The sequence below is a fragment of the Stutzerimonas stutzeri genome (assembly GCF_024448715.1).
In the GTDB taxonomy this organism is placed as follows: Bacteria; Pseudomonadota; Gammaproteobacteria; order Pseudomonadales; family Pseudomonadaceae; genus Stutzerimonas; species Stutzerimonas stutzeri_AR.
The window spans coordinates 222,925-240,717 of sequence record NZ_JAMOHZ010000002.1 but is presented as its reverse complement, the minus strand read 5'-3'; the positions used below and the strand labels follow the sequence as shown (position 1 = coordinate 240,717).

21 protein-coding genes and 2 pseudogenes are annotated in these 17,793 nt (G+C 59.7%); 12 read left to right on the top strand and 11 right to left on the bottom strand.

The window, feature by feature from the left end:
- Nucleotides 1-13: 13 nt before the first annotated feature.
- From NAV33_RS04640 to NAV33_RS04610, 7 genes and pseudogenes are all read left to right on the top strand, one after another.
- The gene (locus tag NAV33_RS04640) at nt 14-496 is read left to right on the top strand and encodes an arsenate reductase ArsC (RefSeq protein ID WP_255977386.1); all 483 of its coding nucleotides are present in this window, start codon (nt 14-16) and stop codon (nt 494-496) included.
- Nucleotides 493-1,554, top strand: coding sequence for an ACR3 family arsenite efflux transporter (gene arsB, locus NAV33_RS04635; RefSeq protein WP_255977384.1), 1,062 nt, complete (start codon nt 493-495; stop codon nt 1,552-1,554). The genes NAV33_RS04640 and arsB overlap by 4 nt, the downstream gene beginning before the upstream one ends.
- Before the next feature lie 2 nt (nt 1,555-1,556).
- A complete protein-coding gene (gene arsH / locus NAV33_RS04630) occupies nt 1,557-2,273 on the top strand; it encodes an arsenical resistance protein ArsH (protein ID WP_255977381.1) in 717 nt (238 codons plus the stop codon).
- Nucleotides 2,274-2,289: 16 nt separating this feature from the next.
- Entirely contained in the window at nt 2,290-2,781 is a 492-nt protein-coding gene (locus NAV33_RS04625; RefSeq protein WP_255977379.1) for a cyclin-dependent kinase inhibitor 3 family protein, read from the top strand.
- Between the two features lie 31 nt (nt 2,782-2,812).
- Entirely contained in the window at nt 2,813-3,817 is a 1,005-nt protein-coding gene (locus tag NAV33_RS04620; protein ID WP_255977377.1) for an ArsJ-associated glyceraldehyde-3-phosphate dehydrogenase, read from the top strand.
- A 12-nt stretch (nt 3,818-3,829) separates the two neighbouring features.
- A complete protein-coding gene (gene arsJ / locus NAV33_RS04615; protein ID WP_255977374.1) occupies nt 3,830-5,053 on the top strand; it encodes an organoarsenical effux MFS transporter ArsJ in 1,224 nt (407 codons plus the stop codon).
- 35 nt (nt 5,054-5,088) lie between these two features.
- Nucleotides 5,089-5,229: pseudogene (locus NAV33_RS04610) on the top strand (FAD-dependent oxidoreductase); the annotation flags it as partial.
- Between the two features lie 32 nt (nt 5,230-5,261).
- Here NAV33_RS04610 and NAV33_RS04605 read toward each other — a convergent pair.
- The 9 genes and pseudogenes from NAV33_RS04605 to NAV33_RS04560 all read right to left on the bottom strand — a co-directional run bounded on the left by NAV33_RS04605 (nt 5,262) and on the right by NAV33_RS04560 (nt 13,355).
- Complete coding sequence (locus NAV33_RS04605; RefSeq protein ID WP_001138064.1) at nt 5,262-8,228, bottom strand: Tn3-like element TnAs3 family transposase; 2,967 nt, start codon at nt 8,226-8,228, stop codon at nt 5,262-5,264.
- Between the two features lie 2 nt (nt 8,229-8,230).
- Nucleotides 8,231-8,791: a recombinase family protein gene (locus NAV33_RS04600; RefSeq protein WP_000147567.1), complete on the bottom strand. Its 561-nt coding sequence runs from the start codon at nt 8,789-8,791 to the stop codon at nt 8,231-8,233.
- Nucleotides 8,792-8,916: 125 nt separating this feature from the next.
- Complete coding sequence (locus NAV33_RS21415) at nt 8,917-9,903, bottom strand: DUF3330 domain-containing protein (RefSeq protein ID WP_016240397.1); 987 nt, start codon at nt 9,901-9,903, stop codon at nt 8,917-8,919.
- Nucleotides 9,900-10,136 carry a broad-spectrum mercury transporter MerE gene (gene merE, locus NAV33_RS04585; protein ID WP_000993386.1) on the bottom strand — a complete coding sequence of 79 codons (237 nt, stop codon included), beginning with the start codon at nt 10,134-10,136 and terminating at the stop codon, nt 9,900-9,902. Before merE ends, NAV33_RS21415 begins: the two co-directional genes overlap by 4 nt.
- On the bottom strand, nt 10,133-10,495 hold the full coding sequence (gene merD, locus NAV33_RS04580; RefSeq protein ID WP_001277456.1) for a mercury resistance co-regulator MerD: 363 nt from the start codon (nt 10,493-10,495) through the stop codon (nt 10,133-10,135). The genes merE and merD overlap by 4 nt, the downstream gene beginning before the upstream one ends.
- A gap of 17 nt (nt 10,496-10,512) precedes the next feature.
- The gene (gene merA, locus NAV33_RS04575) at nt 10,513-12,207 is read right to left on the bottom strand and encodes a mercury(II) reductase (protein ID WP_255977372.1); all 1,695 of its coding nucleotides are present in this window, start codon (nt 12,205-12,207) and stop codon (nt 10,513-10,515) included.
- Nucleotides 12,208-12,258: 51 nt separating this feature from the next.
- Nucleotides 12,259-12,680: pseudogene (merC, locus tag NAV33_RS04570) on the bottom strand (organomercurial transporter MerC).
- Nucleotides 12,681-12,715: 35 nt separating this feature from the next.
- Nucleotides 12,716-12,991 (bottom strand): mercury resistance system periplasmic binding protein MerP, encoded by a 276-nt coding sequence (gene merP / locus NAV33_RS04565; RefSeq protein ID WP_000732292.1) that lies wholly within the window; start codon nt 12,989-12,991, stop codon nt 12,716-12,718.
- Nucleotides 12,992-13,004: 13 nt separating this feature from the next.
- Nucleotides 13,005-13,355 (bottom strand): mercuric transport protein MerT, encoded by a 351-nt coding sequence (locus NAV33_RS04560; protein WP_001294663.1) that lies wholly within the window; start codon nt 13,353-13,355, stop codon nt 13,005-13,007.
- 71 nt (nt 13,356-13,426) lie between these two features.
- Here NAV33_RS04560 and merR point away from each other — a divergent pair, with 71 nt between their 5' ends.
- From merR to NAV33_RS04540, 4 genes are read left to right on the top strand one after another with little or no spacing between them, the layout of a single operon-like run.
- Nucleotides 13,427-13,861 (top strand): Hg(II)-responsive transcriptional regulator, encoded by a 435-nt coding sequence (gene merR, locus NAV33_RS04555; RefSeq protein WP_005303925.1) that lies wholly within the window; start codon nt 13,427-13,429, stop codon nt 13,859-13,861.
- A 41-nt stretch (nt 13,862-13,902) separates the two neighbouring features.
- The gene (locus NAV33_RS04550) at nt 13,903-14,337 is read left to right on the top strand and encodes a disulfide bond formation protein B (RefSeq protein WP_255977370.1); all 435 of its coding nucleotides are present in this window, start codon (nt 13,903-13,905) and stop codon (nt 14,335-14,337) included.
- Complete coding sequence (locus NAV33_RS04545) at nt 14,334-15,014, top strand: DsbA family protein (protein ID WP_102853253.1); 681 nt, start codon at nt 14,334-14,336, stop codon at nt 15,012-15,014. The genes NAV33_RS04550 and NAV33_RS04545 overlap by 4 nt, the downstream gene beginning before the upstream one ends.
- 4 nt (nt 15,015-15,018) lie before the next feature.
- Nucleotides 15,019-15,480, top strand: coding sequence for a methyltransferase family protein (locus tag NAV33_RS04540; protein WP_017246351.1), 462 nt, complete (start codon nt 15,019-15,021; stop codon nt 15,478-15,480).
- A 214-nt stretch (nt 15,481-15,694) separates the two neighbouring features.
- Here NAV33_RS04540 and NAV33_RS04535 read toward each other — a convergent pair whose 3' ends face one another.
- Nucleotides 15,695-16,615: a cation diffusion facilitator family transporter gene (locus NAV33_RS04535; protein WP_008569956.1), complete on the bottom strand. Its 921-nt coding sequence runs from the start codon at nt 16,613-16,615 to the stop codon at nt 15,695-15,697.
- Between the two features lie 377 nt (nt 16,616-16,992).
- Between NAV33_RS04535 and NAV33_RS04530 the strand changes: the two genes are divergently transcribed.
- Nucleotides 16,993-17,322: a hypothetical protein gene (locus NAV33_RS04530; protein WP_023444715.1), complete on the top strand. Its 330-nt coding sequence runs from the start codon at nt 16,993-16,995 to the stop codon at nt 17,320-17,322.
- Nucleotides 17,323-17,601: 279 nt separating this feature from the next.
- On the opposite strand, the gene NAV33_RS04525 is transcribed toward NAV33_RS04530, so the two are convergent.
- Nucleotides 17,602-17,727, bottom strand: coding sequence for a hypothetical protein (locus NAV33_RS04525; RefSeq protein ID WP_023444716.1), 126 nt, complete (start codon nt 17,725-17,727; stop codon nt 17,602-17,604).
- Nucleotides 17,728-17,793 lie beyond the last annotated feature (66 nt).

Here is a 17,793-nt window from a genome sequence, read left to right as displayed (position 1 = left end):
CAAGGGTTACCTGATGAAGATTCTGTTTCTCTGCACCGCCAACAGCTGCCGAAGCATCCTTTCAGAGGCCGCGTTCAACGCCATGGCCCCGGCCGGCATGAAAGCCTATAGCGCCGGAAGCCACCCCAAGGGCACCGTTCACCCGCTCAGCCTGAAGGCGCTGCATAAGGCTGGCATCTCGACCCAAGGCCTGTCGAGCAAGTCGATCGACTCGCATGAGTCGCTAAATCCTGACTTCGTGATCACCGTATGCGACAAAGCAGCTGGCGACACCTGCCCGGTGTTTTTCGGGCCGGCGGTGAAGGCTCATTGGGGGCTGGCTGATCCCTCAGAGCTGCAAGGCACCGCGGCGGAAGTCGACGCTGCTTTTGATCGTACGCTCGCAATCATTCGCGCTCGGGTGCAGGCATTCCTCGGATTGCCGCTGCAGCATCTCAGCCCTGACCAGCTGAAAGTCGAGCTAGCACGCATCGCTGCACTTGAGGTGCCTGCATGAGCAAAAGTCGACTCTCCTTTCTGGATCGTTACCTGACGTTCTGGATCTTCCTTGCGATGGCGCTGGGCGTAGGACTGGGAAGTGTGTTCGAGGGGCTGCCAGCCTGGTTGAACAGCCTGTCCGTAGGCTCCACCAATATCCCGATTGCCATCGGCTTGATCGTGATGATGTATCCGCCCCTTGCCAAGGTGAAATACGAAGAGCTGCCCCAAGTGTTCAAGGACAAGCGCATCCTGGTGCTGTCGCTCGTTCAGAACTGGATCATCGGGCCGGTGCTGATGTTCGCCCTGGCTGTCATCTTTCTGCGCGACTATCCGGAATACATGACAGGGCTGATCCTAATCGGCCTCGCTCGCTGCATAGCCATGGTGTTGGTGTGGAACCAGATCGCCGGTGGCAACAACCAGTACGTGGCGGGCCTGGTGGCCTTCAACAGCATCTTCCAGATCCTGTTCTTCAGCGTGTACGCGTGGATTTTTCTGGGGCTGCTGCCGCCGCTGTTTGGCCTGCAGAGTAGCGTCATCGAGACCAGTTTCTTTGACATAGCCGAGTCGGTGCTGATCTACCTCGGTATCCCGTTTCTGGCCGGATTCCTGACCCGCAAAGTGCTGATCGGGCAGAAGGGAGAAGCGTGGTACTCCGAGCATTTCATTCCGCGAATCAGCCCTCTGACCTTGGTGGCCCTGCTGCTCACCATCGTCGCGATGTTCAGTCTCAAAGGCGACATGGTGCTGCAACTACCGCTCGACGTGGTTCGAATCGCCATCCCGCTGACCATTTACTTCATCGTGATGTTTTTTGTCAGCTTCTGGATGGGCAAGGTTCTGAAGGCCGATTACCCCCGTACTACTGCTCTGGCGTTTACCTCAGCGAGCAATAACTTCGAGCTGGCCATCGCGGTAGCCATTGCCACCTTTGGTCTGGCGTCTCCGGTGGCCTTCGCCACGGTGATCGGTCCGCTGGTCGAGGTGCCGGTCTTGATCTCGCTAGTTGGCGTTGCCCTGTGGCTCAAGCGTCGCTGGTTCGATAACGCTGCCACCCCCGTACAACAGGAATGACCATGAAAGACGATTTGCTCCCGAATCTCGACTTCGATCTGGCCATCCCTCCGAGTCTGGAGGAGCTCGGCATTGAGGGCAAAGCAACTCACCCGCCACGCATCTTGCTTCTTTACGGTTCGAATCGGGAGCGCTCGTTCAGTCGATTGATGGTCGAGGAAGCTGCACGGCTGCTCCAACGATTCGGAGCCGAGACCCGCATCTTCGACCCGTCCGGCCTGCCCTTACCGGATGACGTTCCAGATACCCATCCTAAGGTGCATGAACTTCGCGAACTGATGAAATGGTCCGAAGGGCAGGTTTGGTGCTCGCCTGAGCGTCACGGCTCGATGAGCGCTGTATTTAAGGCACAGATCGACTGGGTACCGCTGGCCATGGGCGCGGTTCGTCCTACTCAGGGCAAGACACTTGCGGTTATGCAGGTCTGTGGAGGATCGCAGTCGTTCAACGTAGTCAACCAGCTGCGGGTACTCGGTCGCTGGATGCGCATGTTCACCATCCCCAACCAGTCCTCGGTGCCCAAGGCCTTTATGGAATTCGATGCGGATGGTCGCATGAAGCCATCTGCGTTCTATGACCGGCTGGTCGACGTGATGGAAGAACTGGTGAAGTTCACCCTGCTGCTGCGTGATCGATCTGACTACCTGGTCGATCGCTATTCCGAACGCAAGGAGTCGGCCGAGGAGCTTTCCCGCCGAGTCAATCAGCGAGCTATCTAATAAAGGAAACACGCAGATGAGTCACCCTTACGATGTGCTCAGCATTTCCGAAGTGCGCGGGAAGCTGATCTTCACTCCATGCCCAGGCACCAAAGGCACTTCATCGGTCGACGCGCTGGCAGCGCTCAAGCAAGCCGGCGCTGCTGGGGTGATATCACTGATGCCCCAGGCCGAGCTGGACGTAAATGACGCAAGCCAGATCTCCGAGCAATGCAAAGCGCTGGGGCTCGCTTGGTATCACTTGCCGGTTGCGGATGAGCAGGTCCCACTCGAAGACTTCGACCGTCAATGGAGGGAGGCCAGGACCCCCATACTGGAGCAGTTGAAAGCTGGCGATAATCTCGCCATTCACTGCAAAGGCGGCTCTGGTCGTACAGGCTTGATCGCCGCCCGCATCTTGATCGAAACCGGCATCGCCCGAGAGGCGGCTGTCGCTCAAGTACAGACGCTGCGCCCGAAAGCCATTCAGCATCCCGCCCACGTCAACTGGATCAATCAGTTCGACTGAGCCCAGGATCCATCAGCTGCGAGGTACCACCATGACAATCAAAGTTGGCATCAATGGTTTTGGCCGTATCGGTCGACTGGCACTGCGGGCGGCGTGGGATTGGCCCGAGATAGAGTTCATCCGGATCAACGACCCGGCGGGAGATGCCACTACCCATGCGCACCTGCTCAACTTCGACTCGGTGCATGGGCGCTGGGGTCACGAAGCAGGCAGCGACGGGGATAGCATGATGATTGCCGGTAAACGCATCCAGGTTACGGCAAACAAGACGATCGCCGATACCGACTGGAGCGATTGCGATCTCGTGATCGAGGCGAGCGGCAAGATGAAAACCGTGGCCGTGTTGCAGGCCTATCTGGACCAAGGCGTGAAGCGGGTTGTAGTGTGCGCGCCGGTCAAGGAGAAGGGCGCTCTGAACGTCGTTATGGGTGTCAATCAGCATCTGTTCGATCCTTCTCAGCACCGCATCGTCACAGCGGCTTCTTGCACTACGAACTGTCTAGCCCCAGTGGTCAAAGTCATTCACGAGAACTTGGGCATCCGCCACGGATCGATCACCACCATCCATGACCTGACCAATACTCAGAGCATCCTCGATACGCCGCATAAGGATCTCCGTCGTGCCCGTGCGTCGGGGATGAGCCTAATCCCAACCACTACCGGGTCGGCTACAGCCATCGCCGAGATATTTCCGGAGCTGCGCGGCAAGCTGAACGGCCATGCGGTACGAGTTCCGCTGGCAAATGCCTCGCTGACCGATTGCGTATTTGAAGTCGAGCGAGAAACGACAGCGGAGGAAGTCAATGCGCTGCTCAAGGACGCTGCCGAGGGACCGCTTAAGAATATCCTTGGTTACGAGGAGCGCCCCCTGGTCTCCATTGACTACCGCACCGATCCACGCTCTTCGATCATAGATGCCTTGTCCACGATGGTAGTTAACGGTACCCAAGTGAAGATTTACGCCTGGTATGACAATGAGTGGGGGTATGCCAATCGTGCCGTCGAACTGGCTCGGCTGGTCGGCGCCGCCGACTAAACGGGAGCCCCTATGAAAGCGCTGTCGAGCCTGTCCATTGAAGTGCGCCAGTATCTGGTGGTGACCGGCAATTACTGGGCCTTCACCCTCACCGATGGCGCACTGCGCATGTTGGTGGTGTTGCACTTCCACTCGCTGGGCTATACGCCGCTGCAGATCGCCGCGCTGTTCCTGTTCTACGAGATCTTCGGTGTTATCACTAATCTAGTGGGTGGCTACCTCGGCGCTCGCCTGGGTCTCAATCGCACCATGAACATCGGCCTGGGCTTGCAGGTTCTGGCACTGTTGATGCTCACGGTTCCGGCAGCGTGGCTGACCGTGCCGTGGGTAATGGGAGCCCAAGCGCTTTCTGGCATCGCCAAGGATCTGAACAAAATGAGTGCCAAGAGCTCGATCAAGCTCCTGGTACCCGATAACCAGCAGGGCACGCTATACAAGTGGGTAGCGATCCTGACCGGCTCGAAGAACGCCCTTAAGGGCGTGGGCTTTTTCCTCGGCGGTGCGCTGCTTGCGTTGCTCGGCTTTGCAGGCGCGGTCCTGGCCATGGCGGCTGTGCTGGCCTTTATCTTCGTTGGCAGTCTGGTATTCCTGAAGAAGGATCTGGGTAAGGCCAAGGCCAAACCCAAGTTCCGCGACATGCTCTCCAAGAGCCGGGCAATCAATGTGCTCTCCGCCGCACGACTGTTTCTGTTCGCCGCGCGCGATGTGTGGTTTGTGATCGCCTTGCCGGTCTACCTGAGCACGGTGTTTGGATGGGACTTTTGGTTGGTTGGAGGCTTTCTCGCGGCGTGGGTCATCGGCTACGGCATCGTGCAGTCCTTCGCTCCCAGCATCACTGGCAAGAAGCGAGGTCATGTGCCGGATGGGCGTGCGGCGTTCGCGTGGGCGCTTGCCCTGGCAGGGTTGCCTGCCTTGATTGCGCTGGGCCTTTCCGCGAACTGGTCGGCTCCAACAGTCCTGCTAGGCGGCCTGATGCTGTTCGGCGTGCTGTTTGCCGTCAATTCCTCACTGCACAGCTACCTGATTATCAGCTACGCCAAGGAGGATGGCGTCTCGCTGGACGTGGGGTTCTATTACATGTCGAACGCCATGGGGCGCTTGATCGGCACGCTGCTGTCCGGCTGGGTGTTCCAGGCGTATGGGTTAGAGGCATGTCTGTGGGTATCGAGCGGGTTTGTTCTGCTGGCTGCCTTGATTTCCATGTCGCTACCCAGGCATGTCGTGGCTCGCTCGTGAGCCTGTAGCAAGGCAAAAGTGACAGGAGTGGCGAGATGCAGGCAGGTACAGGGGATCTCGACGTAATCATCATTGGCGGTGGGCAGTCGGCGCTGGCCACGGCCTACTTCCTGCGCCGTGCCAAGCTCTCCTTTGTCATCCTTGATGCGGGCGAGAAGCCTGGCGGCGCCTGGAGGGGGTCGTCTCAGAAAACGGAAAATAAAGCACGCTAAGCCGGTTGCAGAGGCCGTAGCGGCCTGAACTTCCCCGCGCCGATCTTGGCGCTGCTGCGCCATAGGTAATCACCGGTCAGGTTGATGTGCTCCCAGCCGAGTGGCGACAGGTACTGCAATAGCGAGTCATCGACGGCATGACCATTGCCGCGCAACGCATGCGCCGCACGCTCCAGGTAGACCGTGTTCCACAGCACGATGGCCGCCGTCACCAGGTTGAGGCCGCTGGCCCGGTAGCGCTGCTGCTCGAAACTGCGGTCACGGATTTCACCAAGGCGGTTGAAGAACACGGCACGGGCCAGCGCATTGCGCGCCTCGCCCTTGTTCAGCCCGGCATGCACGCGGCGGCGTAGCTCGACGCTTTGCAGCCAGTCGAGGATGAACAGCGTGCGCTCGATGCGGCCCAACTCGCGCAGCGCGACGGCCAAGCCGTTCTGGCGCGGGTAGCTGCCGAGTTTCCTGAGCATCAGCGAGGCCGTCACCGTGCCCTGCTTGATCGAGGTGGCCAGCCGCAGGATTTCGTCCCAATGGGCGCGGACGTGCTTGATGTTGAGCGTGCCGCCGATCATCGGCTTGAGCGCGTCATAGGCGGCATCGCCCTTCGGGATGTAGAGCTTGGTGTCGCCCAGGTCGCGGATGCGCGGCGCGAAGCGGAAGCCCAAGAGGTGCATCAGGGCGAAGACGTGATCGGTGAAGCCCGCCGTGTCGGTGTAGTGCTCCTCGATCCGCAGGTCGGATTCGTGGTACAGCAGGCCGTCGAGCACGTAGGTTGAGTCGCGCAGGCCGACATTGACCACCTTGGTGTGGAATGGCGCGTATTGGTCGGAGATGTGGGTGTAGAAAGTCCGTCCTGGGCTGCTGCCATATTTTGGGTTGATGTGCCCCGTGCTCTTTGCCTTGCTAGCGGTTCGGAAATTCTGTCCGTCCGATGATGATGTGGTGCCATCGCCCCAGTGCCCGGCAAAGGGATGCCGAAACTGAGCGTTGACCAGTTCAGCCAACGCTGTCGAGTACGTTTCGTCGCGGGTATGCCAGGCTTGCAGCCAAGCGAGCTTCGCGTAGGTCGTGCCGGGGCAGGACTCGGCCATCTTGGTCAGGCCCAGGTTGATCGCGTCGGCCAGGATCGTGGTCAACAACAGGTTCTTGTCCTTGGCCAGATCGCCCGATTTCAAGTGCGTGAAGTGCCGGGTGAAGCCCGTCCACTCATCGACTTCGAGCAGCAGTTCGGTGATCTTGACGTGCGGCAGGACCATGGCTGTCTGGTCTATCAGCGCCTGCGCGGTGTCGGGCACCGCCGCATCCAGCGGCGTGATCTTCAAGCCCGACTCGGTGATGATGGCATCCGGCAGGTCGTTGGCTGCCGCCATGCGGTTGACGGTGGCAAGTTGTGCTTCCAGCAGCGTCAGCCGCTCATGCAGATATTGTTCGCAGTCGGTGGCCACGGCCAGCGGCAATTCGCTGGACTGCTTGAGGCTGGTGAACTTCTCGGGCGGTACCAGGTAGTCCTCGAAGTCCTTGAACTGGCGTGAACCCTGCACCCAGATGTCGCCCGAGCGCAGGGAGTTCTTCAACTCGGACAGCGCGCACAGTTCGTAGTAGCGCCGGTCGATGCCGGCGTCGGTCATCACCAGTTTCTGCCAGCGCGGCTTGATGAAGCCGGTCGGTGCATCGGCTGGCAGCTTGCGGGCGTTGTCGGTGTTCATGCCGCGCAGCACCTCAATGGCATCAAGCACGTTTTTGGCGGCAGGCGCGGCCCGCAGCTTGAGCACGGCAAGGAATTCCGGTGCATAGCGGCGCAGGGTGGCGTAGCTCTCGCCGATGCGATGCAGGAAATCGAAGTCATCGGGTTGCGCGAGCTTCTGCGCCTCGGTGACGCTCTCGGCAAAGGAATCCCAGGACATGACGGCCTCGATGGCGGCAAACGCATCGCGGCCTGATTGCTTGGCGTCGATCAGCGCCTGACCGATGCGCCCGTACAGACGTACCTTGGCGTTGATGGCCTTGCCTGACGCCTGGAACTGCTGCTGATGCTTATTCTTGGCAGCGTTAAACAGCTTACCCAGGATGCGGTCGTGCAGGTCGATGATTTCGTCGGTGACGGTGGCCATGCCCTCGGTGGCCAGCGCCACGAGAGTGGCGTAGCGCCGTTGCGGCTCGAATTTGGCCAGGTCGGCGGGTGTCATCTGGCCGCCCTCGCGGGCAATCTTGAGCAGGCGGTTCTGGTGAACCAGCCGCTCGATGCCGGTAGGCAGATCGAGTGCCTGCCATGCCTTGAGGCGTTCGATGTGTTCCAGCATATGCCGCGAATTTGGCTTGGCCGGAGACTGGCGCAACCAAGCCAACCAGGTCGTCTTGCCGTTGTCCCGGCGCTTGAGCAGATCGTCGAGGCGGCGGCGATGCGCGTCCGCCAGTGGTTCGGCCAAGGCGTCGTAGATGCGCCGGTTAGCACGGGTGATCGCCTCGGCACTCGCCCGCTCGACGGCGTTGAGGGCGGGCAGAATGACCGACTGCCGCCGCAGGTGCCCGATCAAGGCGCTGGCCAGCACGATGCCTTTGTCGGTTTGCATCGCCAGCTCGGTCAGCATCTGGACGGCCTGCCGGTAATGGCTCATGGTGAAGGGCCGGAAACCGAACACGGTTTGCAGCTCGCTCAGGTGCTCGCGCCGGGTCTGCTCCCGCTGGCCGTACTCGTTCCAGCTTTCGACGCCGACCTTGAGCTGGTCGGCGACCAGCTTCAACAAGGGCGGGAACGGTAGTTCATCGACGCCCAGGATGACGCCGGGAAAGCGCAGGTAACAGAGCTGCACCGCGAAGCCCAGCCGATTGGCTGGCCCGCGCCGCTGTCGGATGATCGAGAGGTCGGTATCGTTGAATGTGTAATGTCGGATCAGGTCGTCCTTGGAGTCCGGCAACGCCAGCAGGCTTTCCCGCTCGGCGGCGGACAGGATGGAACGACGTGGCATATTTACTGATCCGTTCTCAAGTATTGATACAGGGTTTCGCGACTGATTCCGAATTCACGAGCAAGCTTGGTCTTTTGCTCGCCAGCCTCGACACGTTGGCGCAGTTCGGCAATACGCTCAGACGACAGGGATTTCTTCCTGCCACGGTAAGCCCCGCGTTGCTTGGCGAGCGCAATACCCTCGCGCTGACGCTCGCGGATCAGGGCGCGCTCGAACTCGGCGAACGCGCCCATCACCGAGAGCATCAGGTTCGCCATCGGAGAGTCTTCGCCAGTAAAACTGAGGTGTTCCTTGACGAATTCGATATGCACGCCGCGTTGTGTCAGCGTTTGCACGATCCGGCGCAAATCATCGAGATTGCGCGCCAGGCGATCCATGCTATGCACCACCACGGTGTCGCCGGTGCGGGCGAAGCTTATCAGCGCTTCCAGTTGCGGACGCTTGACATCCTTGCCGGATGCCTTGTCGCTAAAAGCGCGATCAACCTTGACGCCTTCCAGTTGCCGTTCCGGGTTCTGGTCGAAGGTGCTGACCCTGATATACCCAATGCGCTGTCCAGTCATGGAATTCCCTGCAAAATGTCAGGGAAGACTCTATGACCTTCAACGAGATATGTCAATAAATTCAAAATTCAATCCTATCCTGACGCAATTTACACATGGCATCTGACATCAGGTTAGGGTATGCCTCAACCTGACGGCGGCGAATCACAAGCGTCCGGTTTGACGCTGGTTTCGGTCGCAGTGCTGGCCCGCGCCTGGAAGCGCTGATAGCACTCCAGCCCGCAGAAATGCTCCACGTACTCGGCCCCTTCCGGCGTGAAGGCGGCATCGAGCGGGATTTCCTTGCAGCACACGCAGCAACTGGTGCTCGGTTCATTGGCGTTCATGGTGGTGTTCCTCCATTGGTTGACGAAGCCGACGAAGGCCGCCGCCGGCATCGGCCTGGCGAACAGGAAACCCTGCACCGTGTCGCAACCCGCCTGCCGCAACCACGCAAGGCAGTCGGGTGTTTCCACACCCTCGGCTACCACCTCCATGCCCAGCCCGTGCGCGAGCTGGATCACCGCCCGCACGATAGTTTGGTCACGGGCATCATCCGGGAGCCTGGCGACAAAGGATTGGTCGATTTTCAATGTGGTGATGGGGCAGCATTTCAGATGTTGCAGGCAGGAATAGCCGGTGCCGAAGTCGTCGGCGGCGAAGCGCACGCCGATGGCGCGCAAGGCGTCGAAACTGGCGAACAGGGCTGGATTGCCGAATGCGACCGATTCGGTCAGTTCGATCTCCAGAAGCTCGGCGGGCAGGGCCATATCGGCCAGCACCCGCTTTACCTCGTCGTCGAACGTTGGCCCAACCTGGCTGGCGGACACATTGACGGCAAGACGGAACGGTTGCCATGCCGGTCCTTGCCACTTGTGCATCTGGCGACAGGCCTCGCCCAGCACCCACGCGCCTATTTCCGGCATCAGGCCGAACGACTCGGCCAGCGGCAGGAACTGGCCGGGCGGCAACAGGCCAAGCCTCGGATGCCGCCAGCGCATCAACGCTTCCGCGCCAGCGATCCGGTGATCGCGCAGATCGACCAGCGGCTGGTAATGCAGGTCAAGCTGTCCGCGCGCCGCCGCCTGCGCCAACTCGGCCGCCGTCCATCCGGCGGGCTGCGAACTCGTCATGATCCGCCCCGGAAGGCGCGCAGCAGCCGCGTTACGGCCAGAACGAACAAGCCGGTCAGCGCGAGCGCGGCAACACCCCAATGCTCGCCAAGGAAGGCACCGGCGGTCGTCCCGGCCAGCACGGCGGCGAGAATCGGCAGATGGCAGGGGCAGGTCAACACGGCCAGCGCACCCCACAGGTAGCCGGAAACGGGTTGGCGCGTCTCGGGCGGCAGTTTGTCAGGGGCGTTCACGGCAATGCCTCCTCGTGCGCCCGCTCGGCTGGCATGGAGGCCAGTTGCGCGTCCAGATGGGCCAACGCCGCGCGCCGCCGCTCGACCAACTGGCGCAGCACGGCAAGCTGCGCTGCGGCTTGTGCGCCGTCCGCTGCGTCGAGCGCACGGCACAGCCGCGCCAGGGCATCCAGGCCGATACCCGCCTCGAAGGCCGCGCGCACGAAGCACAGCCGTTGCAAGGCCGCATCGTCGAACACGCCGTAGCCGCCCGTGGTGCAGGCCACCGGCCGTAACAAGCCGCGCACCAGGTAGTCGCGCACGATATGTACGCTCACCCCAGCGTTATGGGCCAGTTGCGATACCGTGTAGGCGCTCATCGCACACCTCCTTGTCCTCACCCGGCGCAGCAGGAAAGCTGCTTCACATCCTTGTTGAAGGTCTGCGCCGCGAGCTTCAACCCTTCGACCATCGTCAGGTAGGGGAACAACTGGTCGGCCAGTTCCTGCACCGTCATCCGGTTGCGAATCGCCAGTGCGGCCGTCTGGATCAGTTCGCCCGCTTCCGGGGCCACTGCCTGCACGCCGATCAGTCGTCCGCTGCCTTCTTCAACCACCAGTTTGATGAAGCCGCGCGTGTCGAAGTTGGCGAGCGCGCGCGGCACGTTGTCCAGCGTTAGCGTGCGACTATCAGTTTTGATGCCGTCATGGTGCGCTTCCGCCTCGCTGTAGCCTACGGTCGCCACTTGCGGGTCGGTGAACACCACGGCCGGCATCGCGGTCAGGTTCAGGGCCGCGTCACCGCCGGTCATGTTGATCGCGGCGCGAGTGCCGGCCGCTGCCGCCACATAGACGAACTGCGGCTGGTCGGTGCAGTCGCCTGCGGCGTAGATGTGTTCCACGCTTGTACGCATGCCGGGGTCGATGACGATAGCGCCTTGCGGGGTGAGCGTGACGCCCGTCGCATCCAGTGCCAGCTTGCGTGTGTTGGGCGCGCGGCCGGTGGCGACCAGCAGCTTGTCGGCGCGCAGTTCGCCGTGCGCCGTGGTGAGCACGAATTCGCCGTCCCCTTCACCATTGATATACGCGACCTGGCTGGCCTGGGTGTGTTCCCTCACCTCGATGCCCTCCATGCGGAATGCGGCCGTGACGGCTTCGCCTATAGCTGGGTCTTCGCGGAAGAACAGCGTGCTGCGAGCCAGGATCGTCACCTTCGCTCCGAGTCGGGCGAACGCCTGCGCCAGCTCCAGCGCCACCACTGATGAGCCAATCACGGCCAGGCGCTTAGGAATCGTCTCGCTGACCAGCGCTTCAGTGGAAGTCCAGTACGGAGTGTCTTTCAGGCCGGGAATCGGCGGCACGGCCGGGCTCGCGCCGGTGGCGATCAGGCAGCGGTCGAATGCCACCACGCGCTCGCCGCCGTCGTTGAGTTGCACGATCAGGTTGCGATTGTCCTTAAAGCGGGCGGAGCCGTGCAGCACAGTGATCGCCGGATTGCCCTCCAAGATGCCTTCGTACTTGGCGTGGCGCAGTTCATCGACGCGGGCCTGCTGCTGGGCCAGCAGCGCCGTGCGCTGGATGGTCGGCGTGGTAGCGGCGATGCCGCCATCGAACGGGCTTTCCCGGCGCAGATGGGCGATATGGGCGGCGCGGATCATGATCTTGGACGGCACACAACCGACATTGACGCAGGTGCCGCCGATGGTGCCGCGCTCGATCAGCGTGACACGTGCGCCTTGCTCGACGGCCTTCAGCGCCGCTGCCATCGCGGCCCCGCCGCTGCCGATGACGGCGATATGCAATGCGCCGCTGCTACCCGTCTTGTCGTTTCTGCCCAGCAGATCGCGCATCTTGTCGAGCAATCCGCCCGGCGTCGAAACTGAGGGGGCATCGGCCAGCGTGGCCCGATAACCGAGTCCAGCTACAGCGGCCGTCAGCGCGTCGGGTGACGTGCCGAGCTCAATGGCGAGCTTGGCGCTGCCCTTGGCGTAGGAGACATCCGCTGATTGCACGCCGGGCACTTTCTCCAGGGCGTCCTTGACATGCACTGCGCACGAGTCGCAAGTCATGCCGGTGATTTTGAGAGTGCTCATACCATCGTTCCTTATTCGTGTGGGCCGCCGTGTCGCACGGTCAGCCGTCTTTCACAAGCGCTTGGCGGGGAGTTCGCAGCCGTCCGGTCCGCAACGGCGATGCGCCGGCGACACGAAGTCCCAGATCGACACCCCAATCATCAAGGCCAGGCCGACGTACATCAGGTTCGCCGTCCACCAGTTGCCGAGCAGCCAGACCGTGGCCGCAAACAGATGGCCGGGCCGATCATGCCGAGCAGACTGCGCAGCCATTGCCGATGACTGAACCAACCCAGCGCGTTCGCCAGGAAGGCCAGCGCGGCAAACAGCGGCAGCAGGCGGCTGATGAACAGTCCCTCGTACTGGCTCAAGAAGCCCAGCCCGATGGCCGCGCCGAAGCTGGCGAGGGCTGGAAAGCAGGCGGCGCAGCCCATCGCGGAAACGACGCTGCCGAGCGCGCCGGTTTTATCGGCAATGCGTGTCATCAGTCCCATGAAGCGGCTCTCGCTGTTGTCGTTGGCTTGCTGGCTCACTGCTTGACGCTGGACGGATAGCCGGCGTCTGCGGTGGCCTTGGTCAGCTTCTGTACGCTGGCCTTGGTGTCGTCAAAAGTGACGACGGCCTCGCGCTTCTCGAAGCCCACATCGACCTTGCTCACGCCTTCGACCTTGGAGAGCGCTTTCTTGACTGTGATCGGGCAGGCGGCGCAAGTCATGCCGGGAACCGCTAGCGTGACGGTCTGGGTAGCGGCCCACACCGGGGCAACAGCGGCGGCGAGGGCAAGGGAGGCAAACAGTTTCTTCATGATGAACTCCTGGTTAATAGAAAAATGGAACGACATAGGGAAATCCAAGCGCGACCAGGACCAGCACGGCCACGATCCAGAAAATCAGCTTGTAGGTGGCGCGCACCTGCGGAATCGCGCAGACCTCACCTGGCTTGCATGCCTGCACGGGCCGGTAAATCCGCTTCCAGGCGAAGAACAGCGCCACTAGCGCCGCGCCGATGAACAACGGTCGATAGGGTTCCAGCACCGTCAGGTTGCCGATCCAAGCACCGGAGAAGCCCAGGGCGACCAGTACTAGCGGCCCCAGGCAGCAGGTCGATGCAAGAATGGCGGCCAGCCCGCCGGCGAAGAGCGCACCGCGCCCGTTTTGTGGTTCAGACATACGTTGGCCCTTTTGAATTTGGATTGGATAGCGTAACCTTACTTCCGTACTCATGTACGGAGTCAAGCGATATGGAAAATAATTTGGAAAACCTGACCATTGGCGTTTTTGCCAAGGCGGCCGGGGTCAACGTGGAGACAATCCGCTTCTATCAGCGCAAGGGCCTGTTGCCGGAACCGGACAAGCCTTACGGCAGCATCCGCCGCTATGGGGAGGCGGACGTGGTTCGGGTGAAATTCGTGAAATCGGCACAGCGGCTGGGGTTCAGTCTGGACGAGATTGCCGAGCTGTTGCGGCTCGACGATGGCACCCACTGCGAGGAGGCCAGCAGCCTGGCCGAACACAAGCTCAAGGACGTGCGCGAGAAGATGGCCGACTTGGCGCGCATGGAAACCGTGCTGTCTGAACTCGTGTGCGCCTGCCATGCACGAAAGGGGAATGTTTCCTGCCCGTTGATCGCGTCACTACAGGGCGAAGCAGGCCTGGCAAGGTCAGCTATGCCTTAGCGTGCTTTATTTTCCGTTTTCTGAGGTGCCCCCTAACCGCAATGAATCCTCAACGTTCAGGCATGACCTGGAACCTGCTGCTGCTAACCTGGCTGGTCGCACTGGTATCGACCCTATCCGCGCTGTTCATTGGCGAGGTGATGGGCCAGGCACCCTGTGTTTTGTGCTGGTTCCAGCGCGCCTTTATGTTTCCGCTGGCGGTGATCCTGGCCATCGCCTGCTACCGCTCGGATTTCACAGTCTGGCGTTACGCCCTACCGCTGACCGCTATCGGTGCGGCGCTGGCATTTGTTCACACGCTGCTCTATGCAGGGCTGATTCCACAGCCGATCCAGCCCTGCACGGCCACCGGTCCATCCTGCTCAGGCGCCGGAATGACCCTCTTCGGCGTGGTGCCCCTGCCGGCACTCGCCTTGTTCGCCTTTATCCTGATCGCCATCCTGCTCATTCTCATCCGTCGGAGAACAACTCCATGAATCGCCGTTCCGTGGTCCTGATCATCAGTGCCGTGATCCTGGCCGTTTTTGCCGCCGCCGCATTCTTCTATTCCCCCTCGCAGTCGCCTCAACAGGCCCAGGCTCCCAGTTCGACAGCCCAAGAGACCGCGACACAACCCAAACAGAACGGAGGCCAACTGGTTCGCTTCCACTCGCCGGTGTTCGGCCCGGCGCAAGCGCCAGTAACCATTGTCGAGTTCTTCGATCCTTCATGCGAGGCATGCCGCGCCTTCCATCCCTTTGTGAAGCAGATCCTCGCCGAGAACCCGGAAGATGTACGTCTGGTGCTGCGCTATGTACTGTTTCATCAAGGTTCGGAAGAAGTGGCGCGGATGCTTGAGGCGGCGCGCAAGCAAAATCTCCATGAACAAGTGCTGGAGGCTGTGCTGGAGACCCAGCCCGGTTGGCACGACGACCCCAAGGTAACGCAGGCATGGGCTGCTGCCGAGCGCGTCGGTTTGAACTTGGAGCAGGCCCGCCAGGACATGCATACGCCTAGCGTCAACGCCGTGCTTGAAACGGACATGCAGGACGTCAAGGCCGTTGGGATTCGTGGCACCCCGACCTTTTTTGTCAATGGTCGAGCGCTCAGCGAGTTCGGCCCGGAGCCGCTGCGCCGATTAGTGAGCAGCGAAGTGGCCAAGGCACGGGAATGACACTATGAGCGCGCTGGAGAACCGCGTGCCACCGCTGCTCGTAGCTGGCCTGATCGCTCTGCTGATGGGTTTGTCGGGGCCCAGATTACCGAGCATCGAACTGGCATGGACCGCGCGGCTGACCTTCGCTTTGCCGGTACTGTTCCTGGGGCTCGGCGTGTGTTTCGCCGGCGTACTGTCGTTTCGCCGCGCACGTACTACTGTCAATCCATTGCAGCCGCAGCAGGCTTCGGTGTTGGTGGAGGCTGGCATCTATCAGTACAGCCGCAACCCCATGTATTTGGGCTTCGCCATCAGCCTGACGGCCTGCGCGCTGGCCCTGGCCTCGCCTTTTACCCTGCTGGGCGTGGTTGCCTTCGTGCTTTACATGAATCGTTTCCAAATCGAACCCGAAGAGTCGGCGCTGGAAGCGCTGTTCGGCGAATCATTCGCTCGCTACCGCGCACGAGTCCGCCGCTGGCTCTGAGCGTCCGCGGCGGTAGCGACTGGCGGGGCTTGCTCGTCGCGGCAGCCTGCCGAAGGTGCCACGACCTAGCCTGATCTCCTCGTGACGAGCTGCTTTGGCCACATGCCGCTAGCATGTCTCTGGTCGAAGACATAGCGCCAACGAGTGATGTCGCAAGTTCACTCCGTTGATATCGAGATAACTGTCTAGCAACAGCGGTGAGCGCAAAGCAGGCTTATGCTTCGCTGCGATGACTGTCGGCCTGCCTGGTGTCGATACAAACACTGCCGTCTAGCTCCATTTCAAGTGTCGAGTGGCTGACTTTGAATCGCTCATGAAGTACACGTTTTAAATCAGTCTTCACTCGTTCAATTTCGGGCAGGCTAGCCTTCTTGATGACAACGTGAGCTTCCAATGCAGTTGAATGTTCGGCAATTTCCCAGACATGTACGTGGTGAACACTCACAACGTCGTCCACTTGCTCCATGACATTGATTATATCAGTGATGGAAACTCCTTCTGGTGCGCCCTCCATTAACAAGTGAATGGTTTTAGGTAGCATGCTAAAGCCCTGCCATAGCACGTAACCAGCAATCATCAGCGTCAGTACAGTATCTGTCCAATACCAGTCATACAGAAGGATTAATGTTCCGGCAATAATAACACCGACGGAGGCCAGCGCATCCGACACATTGTGCAAGAATGCCGCCTTTATATTCATGCTATTCTTAGACATTGTGTAGGTGAGCAAGGCCGTGACGACATCTACAATCAAGGCTATTCCCGCCACCACGACCACTGTCCATCCTTCAATGGGCTGTGGGGCAAAAAACCGACCTATAGCTTCGTAGATGAGGTAGAGACCAACGATAATCAGCGTGACCAAATTAATCAAAGCCGCTATGGTTTCACTGCGTCGGTAGCCGAAGGTTTTAAAAGCATCTGGCGGTTTGCGACCGATTTTACGTGCGATGAGCGCAATAACCAGTGATGCGGCATCGCTCAAGTTATGTAGCGCGTCAGCTATGAGCGATAAACTGCCAGAAAGTATTCCTCCAACAACTTGTGCCAGAGTTAGCACAGTATTAACGCCAATGGCAGCGATTAAACGCTTATCGCCTATGGCTTCGGTGTTATGGTTATGTTCGTGAGCCATTGGTTTTTAACCGTCCTTAAATAACATAAGACAAGGATAGGGAGCCCAAAAAAGTAATAGATAATACTAGCACCAATACCATCTGGCCTTCCAAGCCACACTGACAGAAATGCGACCACTCTCAAGCGAGTTCGTGCATTATCGTCTGAAACTTGCCGATAACTGGCCGATCCCTCTCAAACGTTAAACGACGTTGCTCGCTAATGATAGATGATGCGGCGTCAATCCGAAGATGACAAAATTGTAATCTTCCAATCATTCTTTTCGTAGGATAGGCCCTTGCAGATTGGTGCGCCTCGGTGCTGACATGACGAAGCAAGGCGCTCATGTCACCGCGCAATGGAAGCATTACATTTCAATAATGTAATGCTTGGCTCATGCTGCTGTTAACTTCAATCACGCAAAATTCATTCGAACCTGCAGGGCTCAGCGAGAAAGCTCAGCAAGCCACCTTTGAATTTAGCGAGGACTGCCCTATGAATCTGTTGAAAGCTATTGTTGTTGGTTTGGTAATCTGCGGCTCCGCATTGTCTTATGCAGAAGATGGTTACGACCGCTCAATTAAATTTAATGAAAAATTCCGAGCAGATCAAAAACGAATTCACGGAACCGAATCCGCCAAACGAAAAATAGACGAATTACAGATTAAGGATACCCGCCAAGATCAGAACAATACGGAAAGCAAGAAAGAAACCAAAGCTGACTAACCGCTTCATATCTGAACGATATTCGCCTCCGGCAGCTTCCAATCTCCTTTGGAAGCAGTTGCACTCTAAGCGCCCTTCGGGGCGCTTTTTTGTTTCCATAACTTGCCCGCAACATCGCTACCAGCGAATCGCCCGGAATTTATATAAGCCGTTTCGTTTAAGTCAGGCCGCCATTGCCTGATCTGTTGTTATTAGCCTTCGCAAGGATCATGTCCGAGTGAGCTGAACAGACGCTGTGGCGTACAGCGCACCCATGTCTGGGTCGCTATCTCAAAGGCCTCACGGTTCGCCCATGATTGACGGTGTCAGCTCGGCCTTGCACAGCCCGCTGATCGTTCCAGCCAGGGCTTTGTCGTAGCTATCGCCCTTTGCTGCCGACCGGGGCAGGTCAGTCGCTGTTTGCATAATCCTTCGTCAGCTCACCGTGGGTGAAAGCCATCAGGTCAAGGACGCGTATGTAGCGAAAGTCAT

What these genes read in the sequence shown, in the direction of transcription:
- NAV33_RS04625 (WP_255977379.1), top strand. Translation starts at nt 2,290, where the DNA reads ATGAGTCACCCTTACGATGTGCTCAGCATTTCCGAAGTGCGCGGGAAG.
- NAV33_RS04640 (WP_255977386.1), top strand. Translation starts at nt 14, where the DNA reads ATGAAGATTCTGTTTCTCTGCACCGCCAACAGCTGCCGAAGCATCCTT.
- NAV33_RS04535 (WP_008569956.1), bottom strand. Translation starts at nt 16,615, where the DNA reads ATGGCTCACGAACATAACCATAACACCGAAGCCATAGGCGATAAGCGT.
- NAV33_RS04540 (WP_017246351.1), top strand. Translation starts at nt 15,019, where the DNA reads ATGAGCGCGCTGGAGAACCGCGTGCCACCGCTGCTCGTAGCTGGCCTG.
- merP (WP_000732292.1), bottom strand. Translation starts at nt 12,991, where the DNA reads ATGAAGAAACTGTTTGCCTCCCTTGCCCTCGCCGCCGCTGTTGCCCCG.
- NAV33_RS04545 (WP_102853253.1), top strand. Translation starts at nt 14,334, where the DNA reads ATGAATCGCCGTTCCGTGGTCCTGATCATCAGTGCCGTGATCCTGGCC.
- merA (WP_255977372.1), bottom strand. Translation starts at nt 12,207, where the DNA reads ATGAGCACTCTCAAAATCACCGGCATGACTTGCGACTCGTGCGCAGTG.
- arsH (WP_255977381.1), top strand. Translation starts at nt 1,557, where the DNA reads ATGAAAGACGATTTGCTCCCGAATCTCGACTTCGATCTGGCCATCCCT.
- NAV33_RS04620 (WP_255977377.1), top strand. Translation starts at nt 2,813, where the DNA reads ATGACAATCAAAGTTGGCATCAATGGTTTTGGCCGTATCGGTCGACTG.
- NAV33_RS04550 (WP_255977370.1), top strand. Translation starts at nt 13,903, where the DNA reads ATGAATCCTCAACGTTCAGGCATGACCTGGAACCTGCTGCTGCTAACC.
- NAV33_RS04525 (WP_023444716.1), bottom strand. Translation starts at nt 17,727, where the DNA reads ATGCAAACAGCGACTGACCTGCCCCGGTCGGCAGCAAAGGGCGATAGC.
- merR (WP_005303925.1), top strand. Translation starts at nt 13,427, where the DNA reads ATGGAAAATAATTTGGAAAACCTGACCATTGGCGTTTTTGCCAAGGCG.
- NAV33_RS04600 (WP_000147567.1), bottom strand. Translation starts at nt 8,791, where the DNA reads ATGACTGGACAGCGCATTGGGTATATCAGGGTCAGCACCTTCGACCAG.
- NAV33_RS21415 (WP_016240397.1), bottom strand. Translation starts at nt 9,903, where the DNA reads ATGACGAGTTCGCAGCCCGCCGGATGGACGGCGGCCGAGTTGGCGCAG.
- arsB (WP_255977384.1), top strand. Translation starts at nt 493, where the DNA reads ATGAGCAAAAGTCGACTCTCCTTTCTGGATCGTTACCTGACGTTCTGG.
- NAV33_RS04605 (WP_001138064.1), bottom strand. Translation starts at nt 8,228, where the DNA reads ATGCCACGTCGTTCCATCCTGTCCGCCGCCGAGCGGGAAAGCCTGCTG.
- NAV33_RS04530 (WP_023444715.1), top strand. Translation starts at nt 16,993, where the DNA reads ATGCTGCTGTTAACTTCAATCACGCAAAATTCATTCGAACCTGCAGGG.
- merD (WP_001277456.1), bottom strand. Translation starts at nt 10,495, where the DNA reads ATGAGCGCCTACACGGTATCGCAACTGGCCCATAACGCTGGGGTGAGC.
- NAV33_RS04560 (WP_001294663.1), bottom strand. Translation starts at nt 13,355, where the DNA reads ATGTCTGAACCACAAAACGGGCGCGGTGCGCTCTTCGCCGGCGGGCTG.
- arsJ (WP_255977374.1), top strand. Translation starts at nt 3,830, where the DNA reads ATGAAAGCGCTGTCGAGCCTGTCCATTGAAGTGCGCCAGTATCTGGTG.